10 protein-coding genes and 2 tRNA genes are annotated in these 11,407 nt (G+C 64.6%); 7 read left to right on the top strand and 5 right to left on the bottom strand.

Annotated features, from left to right (window positions below; translation table 11 throughout):
• Positions 1-57: 57 nt before the first annotated feature.
• Positions 58-1,422, top strand: coding sequence for a restriction endonuclease (locus tag CK500_RS12395; RefSeq protein ID WP_095637530.1), 1,365 nt, complete (start codon positions 58-60; stop codon positions 1,420-1,422).
• Positions 1,423-1,555: 133 nt separating this feature from the next.
• Entirely contained in the window at positions 1,556-1,744 is a 189-nt protein-coding gene (locus CK500_RS12390; RefSeq protein WP_095637529.1) for a ribbon-helix-helix domain-containing protein, read from the top strand.
• A gap of 207 nt (positions 1,745-1,951) precedes the next feature.
• Here the strand turns inward: CK500_RS12390 and CK500_RS12385 are convergent, their stop codons facing one another.
• A complete protein-coding gene (locus CK500_RS12385) occupies positions 1,952-2,677 on the bottom strand; it encodes a DUF726 domain-containing protein (protein WP_095637668.1) in 726 nt (241 codons plus the stop codon).
• A gap of 613 nt (positions 2,678-3,290) precedes the next feature.
• On the opposite strand from CK500_RS12385, the gene CK500_RS16895 reads away from it, so the two are divergent.
• Both CK500_RS16895 and CK500_RS12375 read left to right on the top strand, forming a co-directional pair.
• Positions 3,291-3,899, top strand: a complete 609-nt coding sequence (locus CK500_RS16895; protein ID WP_144049557.1) for a hypothetical protein — start codon at positions 3,291-3,293, stop codon at positions 3,897-3,899.
• Between the two features lie 896 nt (positions 3,900-4,795).
• Positions 4,796-5,737, top strand: coding sequence for a carbohydrate kinase family protein (locus tag CK500_RS12375; RefSeq protein ID WP_095637527.1), 942 nt, complete (start codon positions 4,796-4,798; stop codon positions 5,735-5,737).
• Between the two features lie 106 nt (positions 5,738-5,843).
• Here the strand turns inward: CK500_RS12375 and CK500_RS12370 are convergent.
• Together CK500_RS12370 and CK500_RS12365 are read right to left on the bottom strand one after the other, a co-directional pair.
• A tRNA-Glu gene (locus CK500_RS12370) sits at positions 5,844-5,918 on the bottom strand.
• Between the two features lie 143 nt (positions 5,919-6,061).
• A complete protein-coding gene (locus CK500_RS12365) occupies positions 6,062-7,126 on the bottom strand; it encodes a M20/M25/M40 family metallo-hydrolase (protein ID WP_095637526.1) in 1,065 nt (354 codons plus the stop codon).
• 116 nt (positions 7,127-7,242) lie between these two features.
• On the opposite strand from CK500_RS12365, the gene CK500_RS12360 reads away from it, so the two are divergent.
• Entirely contained in the window at positions 7,243-8,361 is a 1,119-nt protein-coding gene (locus tag CK500_RS12360; RefSeq protein ID WP_095637525.1) for a zinc-dependent metalloprotease, read from the top strand.
• Between the two features lie 343 nt (positions 8,362-8,704).
• Here CK500_RS12360 and CK500_RS12355 read toward each other — a convergent pair whose 3' ends face one another.
• Positions 8,705-9,199, bottom strand: a complete 495-nt coding sequence (locus tag CK500_RS12355) for a CBS domain-containing protein (protein WP_095637524.1) — start codon at positions 9,197-9,199, stop codon at positions 8,705-8,707.
• A gap of 124 nt (positions 9,200-9,323) precedes the next feature.
• On the opposite strand from CK500_RS12355, the gene CK500_RS12350 reads away from it, so the two are divergent.
• Positions 9,324-9,593, top strand: coding sequence for a hypothetical protein (locus tag CK500_RS12350; RefSeq protein WP_095637523.1), 270 nt, complete (start codon positions 9,324-9,326; stop codon positions 9,591-9,593).
• Positions 9,594-9,670: 77 nt separating this feature from the next.
• Here CK500_RS12350 and CK500_RS12345 read toward each other — a convergent pair.
• Positions 9,671-9,824, bottom strand: a tRNA-Met gene (locus tag CK500_RS12345).
• Positions 9,825-9,995: 171 nt separating this feature from the next.
• Here CK500_RS12345 and CK500_RS12340 point away from each other — a divergent pair.
• Positions 9,996-11,375, top strand: coding sequence for a DUF7115 domain-containing protein (locus tag CK500_RS12340; protein ID WP_095637522.1), 1,380 nt, complete (start codon positions 9,996-9,998; stop codon positions 11,373-11,375).
• The last annotated feature ends 32 nt before the right edge of the window (positions 11,376-11,407 follow it).

Genomic DNA, 11,407 nt, shown 5'->3' with positions numbered 1-11,407 from the left:
GCTGGCTAATCGAAGGTACGTATTTCCGTCACGGCCGAATCTGGGAGAATAGAATCCATGCCTGTCCTGGACGATCTCACCGGGTTCGAGTTCGAGGACGTGATGGAGGACGTGTTCCGGAACCTCGGGTACGAGAACGTGCGGCAGGCGGAGCGGACGGCCGACGAGGGGCGGGACATCCTGATGGAGGAGGTCGTCGACGGCACGCGCCGCGGGGTCGTCGTCGAGTGTAAGCACACGGACACGGTCGGGCGGCCGATCGTCCAGAAGCTGCACTCGGCGGTCGCGACGTTCGAGTTCGACGGGCCGAAGCGCGGCATGGTGGCGACGACTGGCCGGTTCACTGGGCCAGCGATAGAGTACGCCGAGCGACTCCGAGCAAACGGCGATCCGTATCCGATCGAACTGATCGACGGGGAAGACCTCCGTGAGATTGCCGACGATATCGGACTCAACCTCTACAACGGCCGGATCGAAATCCTGTGCGACGAGACGCTCCGCCCGTACGATCCGGCGACGACAGTGGCTGCCCCCGTCACGGCGGCGTTCCGCGACATCGACAACATCGATTCCGCAGACCTTCCCGACCCGTACTCGGAAGTCACGTTTCGACCGGTCGTCACCGTGATGGCGGACACGAACGCGGTCTTCGAGACGTCGGTTGGCGTTGTTCATCGAATCAACGACCGATCCCGGTTCGTCGTCCACGCAGAGCGCGGCCAGCCACGCACCGCGTCGAGTGACGTGTCGAATCTCGTGGTGGAGAATCTCAACGCGACGATTGCCCTCGATGCGGATCGATTCGAGACCGAGTTCGATGCGATCGAGGAGCGTCGGTTCGGGCAGACCCAGACTGAGTACAAGGAGTGGGCGGTCGAACGGCTCCGCGATCACCACACGACGACCGTCTCCTACACGGGCGATAACAACGTCACGTACACCAAAACCTGCGAACCGAACCGCTCCGACGTGTCCGTCCAATCGATCGAACCGGTGTATCTACCACAGGTCCGGCACACGACCGAGCTCGGGGAGTACTCGTACCCGTACGAGTATTTCGCGGCCGGGCCCTCACGCGTCACCAAGGAAGACGGCATCCACCAGTGCATTCACTGTGACACTGCCGGAACGGACGCCACCTACACGTTCTGTACGAACTGCGGGAGTATCAACTGCGACTCGCACATCAAAACCGAGCGGTTGGAAGGAACACCAGTCTGTACCGGCTGTGCGGTGACCGAGCGGTTCGCACTCAAAACCAAGTACTTCTACGACGAGACGAACCGAGACGCGTTCCGAGACCACTACAACGCGATGCCGTTCTACGAGAAAGCCATGGAGAACACGCCGCTCGCCGTCGGCGCAGTCGCGTTTGTTGTATTGGTACTGCTTGGACTCCTCGCCACCGTCGGTGGGATCTGACCTGCTTCCGAGGTGTTGGACCGGTAATGGTGTTCGGTCTTATCGACCGCTATGGAGCGTGCATATTGAGGCCGCCAAACGAGTCCGGTGTACTGTGCGACACGCTGAAGTATTCCTCTGTGAACACGAGCGTATGCCGAAGGTCAGCGTCGAGATTCCCCAGGAATTGCTTGATGACCTCGACGAGCACGTCGGTGACGAGGGAAAATTCGTCAACCGAAGCGACGCGGTTCGGGCGTCGATCCGCAAAACACTCGATATGCTCGATGAGATCGATGAACGACACGGCCGGGTTGAGACAGACGAAACTGAGTCCCACTAACCTTAACCAACAGAACCGCGGAGTACAGCGCACTGTTGGTTAAACTCGTTGGCGATCGCCGGTCATCAGAACCAGCATTATCGTCGAGGTCGCGTACCAACCTCAATACCCAAATCAGTTTAGCGAGGCGTCTGCCTCACGAGCTCGGGACACGGAGATCAAGGTCGAAGCGACTGGGAGGCCCTTAAGTCGATCTGACCTACTGACTCACTCGAATCCAATTTGGCCGACTGCCCGCGGCAGACATCCCTCCTCAGGCTCGAGATAGGAATAGTGGTCGGCGACCAAATCGGTGACCTCGACGTCCGTGTAGCTGGCCGGTGCGGCCGACGACGACGACGCGAGCCCCCCGTGGCCGACCGCGCGAGTCCGGTCCGACGCGCGATACACCCAGCTCAGGACGCGGTCGTTCCGGCTGTGGAAGTTGAAGACGGGGGCGTCGACCGCCGCGATGGCCGGACCGTATCGGCCGTCAACAGCGACGCTATCGTTCGGAATCGCCCCGCCGAACAGTGACACCGAAGCGAGGACATCTGTCTGCCCGCGTTCAGCGAGTTCGCGGAGCGTTGCCCCTGTCACGCGGGCACCGAGAGAGTGGGCGAACAGGTAGATCGGTCGCCCGTCGTCATCAGCCCACGCCGACAGCCAGTCAGCGAGCGGGGCACCGTTGGCGTCCGCGGTCTGTTTTGCTGGCTCCCAGTCGACGTTCGACGCCCACGAGTAGCCGATCACTGGTGGGCCGTCGGATTCCGCGGCGCGCCCCGTCGCCGCTGTAAGCCCCAACTGGGCAGTGTACGCCTGATCGCGGGCCGATTCGGCGTCCGCGCCGAGGCCGTGAACGTACAGGACCACCGCGTCAGCCTCGTCGAAGTCCCACGAGCCCACTCGCTCCGTCGGGTCGTCCGCGTCGAGGCGTCCACGGGTCGTCACCATCGGCTGCGTCTCCGGCGCGTCGTACCCGCCGAAGTCGCCGTCGAGCGATCGTGCGACGTAGAGTCCGCTGCCCCCGAGGAGCCCAATACCCCCAGCGACGCCGAGCAGGAGCCGCCGGCGGGTGACGAGCCGGTCGGAGGCGTCGTCCGTACTGTTCGAGTCGCCTGCCTCCGGTGAACCATCTAGGTCGTCCGCAGAGGTGTCCGATGAGATATCGGAGTATCGCTCTGAACGATCAAATAGCTGACGCGGCAGTGACAGCTCTCTCGATACAACAGACTTCTCGTGTAGTGTTTCTCGTGTTCGTATGACAATTAACCTCCGGCTCACTGGCGAAACGCTGACGTTCGACAGGCTTTGTTGAAATCCAATTCTTCAGACATATTCTCTCCTGAAACAGCTGGTCGGTGAGAACTGCGAATTGACTGCTGTAAGTCCTACCAGTTTCAGAGGATGTTCAGAGCGCCGTACAAGATGTAGGGCGCGAATCGGTCACTGGTTGGTCTATAGCTTGTTCAGTATGCCTATTGCCCTTAGAACAACCCAAATTATCCCATATCAACTGGTATCAAACAGAAACACTTTAGTCCAAGTAAGATAATGGATGGAGTGTATGAAGCTTGCCAAGGTCACAGCCGGTCACTGGAAGGACAGTACGGAAGGTGCTGATTTTTCACGCCGATACCAGTTCGCGGATGATTGCAGAGAGAAAAACAAGGTAGCTATTGGATTCATGTTCCGTGAGGGAACGCCGTTCGACGGCGAAACCGATACTGCAGACATTCGTGGACTTGAATCGACCGAACTAAAGGCGATGTATGAAGAGAAGGGGATTAAAGAGGGCCGAGCCAAGAACGCTGCCGAGCAAATCATTCGGTTTCGTGATTGGCCAGTTGGCACTCCACTATTCCTCTACCTCGGACGGAACACCGTTGATTCAATTGGCTACCTGAAGGATTCATACGAATACGACTGGGACGGACACTTCAACGACGAGTACGGCTACCCCCACACTCGTGAGGTTGAGTGGATGGATGTACCTCGAAAGTTCCCTCGGAGTGAATTGCCAGATGACTTCCAAGGGTGGCTGAAAAACCCCCAGACTGCTCTTGACTATACAGTATCTCCCCATTCCGAGGAAGCAGACTTCCTCGCTCTAAGTCGTGGACTTGGGAAAGCACTTGACGGTCTCGGTGAAGGCGAACTCAGTATTCTTCGTTAAGGCCGCCACTAACTCTTCACGCTCTGTTTTGATGAACTCTTGCCCACGAGATTCTGTAATCGCGCCTTAGATTCGCCCGGACGATGAGACTGAATCTGAACGCATAGCTGACTATGGCCTCGTGCTGAACTCATACTCTATATCTTGCACGGTGTTCTTACCAAGGATCAGATAGATTCCGATCCACTGCGCTACATCGTTCACCTGTATTGAGCAATTGGGTATGTGAAACCATCAACTGTTGAGTATTTCCACAGTGCAGTTCGACATCAAAATCATCGACGTCAACTGACATCGAACGGCGGTGATGTCAGCGGTCGGTGGTGAAGTCAGGGTCAGGAACCCGATTCCCCGTAACTTACCGGCGTGGCCCATCAATTGGAGATATATCTTGAGTATGGACAACGGAGCCCCTCTCCAACCAGTGCCAGATTCCCCCCACAGGAATCCATTCACACAGTGTGCCGCTTGCGAATCTGCGCTTCAATCCCCAGGAAGAGAAAGCGTCTCGTTCCTGCTGCTTGACCAATTTACGATCCCGCTCGTCGGGTGTGACAACCACCTCGAAGAGTTCTGCTCTCTCTGTGGGCTTGCGACTGAAGGTCGCGCCGAACTTCTCGATCACCGGCCGGCCGGCGGAGTGAATTGTCCGAGTTGTCGTCACGAACCGCACAAGTCACACCAACGGATCGTCCCAGTCGGGAACGGTGGGCTGGCGGTACTCGCATGCGCAACTCATCAGTCCGATATCCTCTCTCGGTTTCACACAGGCCTGCAGGTACGACAGCATCTCACTTCCTCACTTGACGGGGCTCCCACCGATCCGTGACGAACCACAGACAGTCAGCCGAAGATTGGTTTGCGGAGGATATCGAACACCTACCGGCGGAAAACCGATGAGCGATAATCAACAGGGTGTATTGGTCGTTGGCGATACGACGATCGATCTCTATCCGGTGGACGAGACATCGATCACACCCGGAAGCCAGTTTGAGTGGCACATCGGCGGGACGGCGACGAACGTCGCACGATGGGCGGCCTCGCTCGGCAGCGAGACCAGCCTCGTGACGAATATCGGAACCGACGCCATGGGAGAGCTGGCCGCCCAGCACCTCACGGACGGCCCAGTGGACACGACACACGTGACGCGGGTCAACGCGGCATCACCGCTCACGCTGTACGTCCCCACGGAAGACGACGAACAGTGGAACGCCTGGGTGGCCGGGAGTTGCTACGGTTTCACCCCGTCCGCCGATCCGGCGACACTAGTGGCTCCCTACGAGTGGATCCATCTGGAAGGCGTCACGTTGCCGACTGCGGTGAACCAGGCTGCGGTTCGACGGCTCGCCGAGGCGGCCGCGGAAAGCGGGACTCGCGTCTCGTTCGATCTGAACGGACGCACAAACCAGTGGGCCACTCCTGACGCCTATCACCAGGCTCTCAGGGACATATTACAGCACTGTGATCTGATCTTCGCCGGAACAGACGACCTCGCGGTGGCAGGTGTTGATCGCACACCTGAGGGCATACTCGAACTGCTTCCGCCGAACCACTCGGCGATGGTGTTCATTACGGACGGGCCGGCAGAGACGACCGCATTGACCGTGGATGACGGTGAGATTACTGAACAGGAAACTGCGACTCCGCCATCGGCGACGGTCGCTACCACGGCCGGAGCTGGTGACGCGTTCGCTGGTGCAGTCCTCGCCGCACGGGGCGACGGTATCTCGGATCTTGAGGAGTTAGCGACGATCGGGAATACGGCTGGTGCGGCCGCAGTGGCAACTATCGGCCCGTTCGACGCTGACGGCTCCGGTCTGACGGCCGATCTGTTCTAACCCGACACTGTACATCCGTAGCGATCGCGGGCCGACGTATCAGTTCCACGCGAACCCACCTCTGGTTAGCTCACCACGAAAACCGAGAGAATGCGTCGGATTGGGATGCTCCGGCTGGGATTCGAACCCAGGTCATTGCCGTGAGAGGGCAATATGATTGGCCGGACTACACCACCAGAGCGCGTCCGTTCGACGCATTCACGGGTAGGGCAGGATATTGTAAAACTGTTCCGTTTCGACCCCGCCGTGTCCCGGTTTACCGTGGGCACCCGTCTCGCTGCCGTCGTCGAAACGCGGAAGTCGCGTCGCAGTCACGCGTCGGAGTCACACGTCGACCGCGAACGGGGCGGCGTCGGCCGCGCCGCCGGCGATCGCGGCGAGGAGGTCGGCGACGGCGTCGAGGTCGCCGGTGTCGACCACCTCGACCGGCGTGTGCATGTAGCGGTTCGGGATCGAGACGTTGAGCGACGGGACGCCGCCGCGGGCGGTGTAGAACGCGTCGGCGTCGGTGCCGGTCCGGGAGCCCGCCGCCTGCAGCTGCACGTCGATGTCGTCCTCGGCCGCGGCGCCGCGCGCGAGGTCGACGAGGACGGGGTGGTTCGCGCTGCCGCGGGCGATCACGGGGCCGGCGCCGAGCTCGACCGGGCCGCGGTGCTCGCCGTCGACGTCGGGGTTGTCGGTGGCGTGGGTGACGTCGACCGCGACGAACGCGTCCACCGCGTCGAGGTCGACGCCGACCATCTGCGCGCCCTTGAGACCGACCTCCTCCTGTACCGTGGAGACGGCGTAGACGGTGGCGTCGGCGTCGCGCTCGGCGGCGCGGCGGAGCCCCTCGGCGGCCGCCCACGTGCCGGTCCGGTTGTCGATCCCGCGTGCGGCGATCCGGTCGCCGACGAGCTCTTCGATCCCCGTGGAGAAGGTGACGGGGTCGCCGACCTCGACGTGTTCGCGGGCCTCCTCGGCGTCGGCCCTCCCGATGTCGACGAACTGCCCGGCGATCTCCTCGTACTCGTCCTCCGAGGGGTCGCGCAGGTGGATCGCGGTCTGGCCGATCACGCCCTGGACGGGCTCGTCGGCGTGGACGGTGACGTGCTGGCCCTTCGAGACGGTGCGGTCGGAGCCGCCGATCCGGGAGATCCGGAGGAAGCCGTCGTCGAGCACGTCGCGGACGATGAAGCCGATCTCGTCGGCGTGGCCCGTCAGGGCGATTGTGGGCGCGTCCGGGTCGCCCTCGTGGACGGCGACGGCGTTGCCGTAGGCGTCGACGGAGACCTCGTCGGCGAAGCCGCGGACGTAGTCGGTCCAGACCCGCTGGCTCGGCGTCTCGAACCCGGAGGGGCTGGCGGTCGCGAGCAGGTCCTCGAGGAACGCTCTCTGTGAGTCGCGCATACGCGTGGCTGTCCGGCGGTCGGCAAGAAACCGCCGATACCGGCCGACTGGACACCGCGAGGGCGCGGCGCCGTCACCGACACAAGGGACTTGAGGCGCGCACCCCTCCGGTCCGTATGGACATCCTCCGAAGCCTCCGGACCGTCTCCGAGGCCAGCGGACCGGGCGTCGTCGACTGGGAGCGGGCTGCGGCGGCCGCGAAGGCCGGCACCGACCCCGGATCGCTCGCGCTCACCGACGCGGACCGGGCGGGGTACGCGACCGACGTGCGCGACGCGCGCGCCCGCCTCCGCGAGGTGGCTGGGATCGAGTTCGACGTGCCCAACGCCATCGAGGTGCAGAACCGCCACCACTGGATCGACGCCAGCGTCGACACGTTCCGGAACGTGATGGCGCCGATCGAGGCGGCCGCGACCGGACGCGACGAGGGATCGACCGGCGTGACCGACGGAATCGGCGACACGGCCGACGGAATCGTCGAACCGACCGGAGGTCCCGTCGACCTCTCGACCGGCGATCTCACGCGGGGGTTCGGGCGGGACCTCTCGCGGATCGCCAACACCGGGTCGATGGCGTTCACGCTCGGCTTCCTCGCGCGCAACGTGCTCGGTCAGTACGACCCGCTCCTGTTGGCCGACGAGCCCGACGCCGACCACGGGCTCTACTTCGTCCACCCGAACATCGTCGCGGTCGCGGACTCGCTGAACGTGGAGTTCCCGCGGTTCAGACGCTGGATCGCCTTCCACGAGGTGACGCACGCGGCGGAGTTCGGCGCGGCGCCGTGGCTCCCCGAGTACCTCGAATCGCGGGTCGAACGCGGGATCGAGGGGCTCACCGGCGACGGTGGGCTCGACGGCGGCGGGCTGACCGCGGGCGGGCTGCCGGTCGACGCGCTCGACACCGAGCCGTTCGCCGAGTTGCAGGCGGCGATGACGGCGGTCGAGGGGTACGCCGAGGTGCTGATGGACCGCGCGTTCGACGGCGAATACGCCGACCTCCGTCGGAAGCTCGACGAGCGTCGGGGCGGCGGCGGCCCGATCCAGCGCCTCGCGCGCCGGCTGCTCGGGCTGGGACTGAAGCGCCGGCAGTACGAGCAGGGCGCCGCCTTCTTCCGCGAGGTCGCCGACGCTCGCGGGATCGAGGCGGCCGGGGCGGTCTGGGAGCGCCCGGAGAACCTCCCGACGCGCGCCGAACTCGACGACCCCGCGGCGTGGCTGGTTCGTGTCGATCCCTGAACCAAATCCGAAGCGGTGGCGCGTGCCTTCGAGGCCGCCTCGCGGCCGAGAAGCACGCGCGAGGGAGTCGCTGGCGCCTTATAAGGCGCCAGCGACGAGGCTGGGGAGGCGTGAGGTGCGGTCGCTGTGCGGGTGGGACTCAAAGGGGCAGTCGCGAGGACGACGGCGCGCGACGCAAGGACCACAGGAGCGAGCGAAGCGAGCGACGAGGACCGCAGCGAGCGCACCGAGTCCTCGCGGCTGGGGCTTTGGAGATGTTTACCGTCGATCCACAGTCAACGATTTATAAGCGAGCGGCTGGGGCTTCGGAGATCTTCACCGCCGATCCACTCTCCAACCGATCTTACGACAGCCGCTTATCGCGGAACGCCCGGACAACGTCCTGCCGGGCGATGATCCCGACGATCCGATCGTCGCCGTCGACGACCGGAACGCGGTTGATGTCCGGGTCGTCGCCGGCGAGCAGGTCGAGGACCTCGTTCACGTCGGTGTCGGGCGTCACCGTCGCCACGCCGGTGCTCATCACGTCGGAGATCGGCTTGTCCGCGTTCCGGACCATGTCGACGCCCAAGTCGAGGTCGGCCCACGGCGGCTTCACCTGATAGGTGAGGGTGTCGACGAACGGAGGGAGCCCGATCGGGATCCACAGCGTCTCGTCGTCCGGCTCGAACAGGTCGACGAGGTCCGACTCGGTGACGACCCCGACGACTCGGTCCGCGTCGTCGACGACGGGGAAGCCGCTGAACTCGTACCGAGCGAACTTCTTGAACACGGCGGCCACGTCGTCGTCTGACGAGACCGTCTTCACGTCGGACTCCATCAGGTCGCGGGCTTGCATACGGTCGCCGTCGCGGCCGGGACCCGTAGGCGTTTCGACCACACGCGCCGATCGGAGATGGATCCGGGCCCCGATTGTGTTAATAAACGAAACAGTATATGTCACTTGAGAATAACAATCGCATATGCGCGACCCGCCGTCCCACGGTGGTGACCCGGTCACCGGCCCCGCCGCGAGCGTCGACGAGGGGGACCTCCGCCGAGTCGGGGCGGCGCTGTGGACGCTCGCCTTCTGCTCCGTGACCGCGGTGATCCTCTTCTCCGACGGCAGTCTCTCGGGTCTCGGTTGGCGCGACGCGACGCTCATCGCCCTGCGAACGTTCGCCGGCGTGATCGCCTTCTTCGCCGTGTTTCCGGTCATTATGGCGGTGTTGTCGGCGATCAGGCTGCGCTGACGTGAGGGGCCGCGGATCCCGGTGTCGCCGTCGACGGGCAGCGCGGCTCGCCACGGGAAACGAGGTGTAAAACTGAGTGGCCGGGGTGGGCTCCGAACCCACGATCTCCGCATGTCCCAGGTCCGAGGCTCGGCGGAGCCACGGGAAGGACGCGGACGCTTCCAAGGCGTCACCGCACCGAATCTCCGAACCCTATGAGTGCGGCGCTATGTCCAGCTAAGCCACCCGGCCTCACTGTTCCGTACCGCGATGAAACCCTTTAACCTTCCCATCCGTCGGAAGGTTGCGAACCCGTAACAGAGGCGGCGACGGTCACCCTCGATCGCTCCGCGACCGCCCCTCCGCGACCGTTGCCGACGCGGACCCCGCGGATTTATGGCCGACGGGGCGGATCTCCGGGATATGAGCCTTCCCGAACTGCTCGCGGGGACCGTCGGCGACGAGGAGGTCGTGGCCGAGGTCCCGCTCGGGGGAGACGACCGCCTCGCGGTCACGCCGACGCGCACGCTCGTCTATCGCGGCGACGGTCTGCTGTCGGACGAGTCGGTCGCGGAGTACTCCCACGACGTCGAGCGCATCGCGGTCTCGACGGGTCGCCGCAAGGCGAAACTCACCCTCGGTTACGGCCTCGACGGCGACGAGACGATCTCGGTGCCGGCCAAGCGCGTCGACGACGTCCTCCACCCGATCCTCGCTGGCGTCCTCTCCGCGACGGGCGTTACCGACCCCGGCGAGTCCGTCGTCCGGACCTTCCGCTTCTCCGAGCTCACCCTGGTCGTCACCAGCGAGCGGCTGGTCAAACACGTCGGCTCCGCGGTCTGGGACGAGGAGTTCGAGGAGTTCGCCTACGCCGACCTCACCGACCTCGACTTCGAGGAGGGGACCGTCGCCACCGCGGTCGTGCTGACCCACGCCGGGCGTTCGGAGCGGTTCAAGGCCCCCAACGAGTCCGCGCGGGCTGTCCGGGAGACGCTCGTCGACGCCGTCTGCTCGTACCACGGCGTCGACAGCTTAGAGGAGTTCCGCGTGACCGTCGCCGACGACGAGGACGGCGCGGCCGCGGACCCCGCGGGAAACGCCGGCGGCACCACCGACTTCGGCGAGGGGCCCGACCCGCTGTCGGCCTCGCCGGTCGCCGACGCGGAGGAGGAGGCGGACGGCGATTCGCAGCCGCGGGAGTCGGCGCCGGACGCGGGGTCCGTCTCGGGGACGGAACCGGACGCTGGAACCGCATCCGGAGCCGAGACGGCGTCCGGCGGGAGGGGAGACTCCCGATCGGTCGTCGAGGACCCCGCCGAAGCCCCCGACGCGGAGTCGATCGAGGACTCGACCGCCGGTCACGGGACCGACGCGGACTCGGTCGGTGGCGATCCCCTCGGCGACGATCCGGTCGCGGACGACCCGCTCGGTGATGACCTCGTCGCGGACGACCCGCTCGACGAGGATCCGATCGCGGAGTCGGCGACCGAGTCGGTCGTCGACGCGGACCCGGCGGCGGGCTCCGAGACCGACTTCGCGGGCGACGCCGCGGGCGAGGCGACGGCGGAGGAGATCGCGGCGACCGACGCCGCCGAGAGGGCGAACGCGGGTGAGGCGACGGAGACGACCGAGCCGGCCGACGCCTTCGACGGCTCGCCGTTCGAGAGCGCCGGCGTCGAGGGCGAAGACCTCGCGACCGAGGTGGCCGAGCTGCGCCACACCGTCGAACAGCAGGCGGAGCGGCTCGACAGGCAGTCTGCGCTCATCGAGCAGCTGATCGAGGAGCTGCGTCGCGGGCGGTGACCGAGGCGTCGCGGTCCCGTTCTCCCGGACGA

The organism is Halorubrum salipaludis (assembly GCF_002286985.1).
Lineage (GTDB): Archaea > Halobacteriota > Halobacteria > Halobacteriales > Haloferacaceae > Halorubrum > Halorubrum salipaludis.
Note: the sequence above shows the minus strand (reverse complement) of the source record. Positions and strands in the feature narration are given on the sequence as shown.

Excerpts from the sequence above, each read along its gene's own strand:
- CK500_RS12395 (WP_095637530.1), top strand. The coding sequence starts at position 58 with ATGCCTGTCCTGGACGATCTCACCGGGTTCGAGTTCGAGGACGTGATG.
- CK500_RS12390 (WP_095637529.1), top strand. The coding sequence starts at position 1,556 with ATGCCGAAGGTCAGCGTCGAGATTCCCCAGGAATTGCTTGATGACCTC.
- CK500_RS12385 (WP_095637668.1), bottom strand. The coding sequence starts at position 2,677 with ATGGTGACGACCCGTGGACGCCTCGACGCGGACGACCCGACGGAGCGA.
- CK500_RS16895 (WP_144049557.1), top strand. The coding sequence starts at position 3,291 with ATGAAGCTTGCCAAGGTCACAGCCGGTCACTGGAAGGACAGTACGGAA.
- CK500_RS12375 (WP_095637527.1), top strand. The coding sequence starts at position 4,796 with ATGAGCGATAATCAACAGGGTGTATTGGTCGTTGGCGATACGACGATC.
- CK500_RS12365 (WP_095637526.1), bottom strand. The coding sequence starts at position 7,126 with ATGCGCGACTCACAGAGAGCGTTCCTCGAGGACCTGCTCGCGACCGCC.
- CK500_RS12360 (WP_095637525.1), top strand. The coding sequence starts at position 7,243 with ATGGACATCCTCCGAAGCCTCCGGACCGTCTCCGAGGCCAGCGGACCG.
- CK500_RS12355 (WP_095637524.1), bottom strand. The coding sequence starts at position 9,199 with ATGCAAGCCCGCGACCTGATGGAGTCCGACGTGAAGACGGTCTCGTCA.
- CK500_RS12350 (WP_095637523.1), top strand. The coding sequence starts at position 9,324 with ATGCGCGACCCGCCGTCCCACGGTGGTGACCCGGTCACCGGCCCCGCC.
- CK500_RS12340 (WP_095637522.1), top strand. The coding sequence starts at position 9,996 with ATGAGCCTTCCCGAACTGCTCGCGGGGACCGTCGGCGACGAGGAGGTC.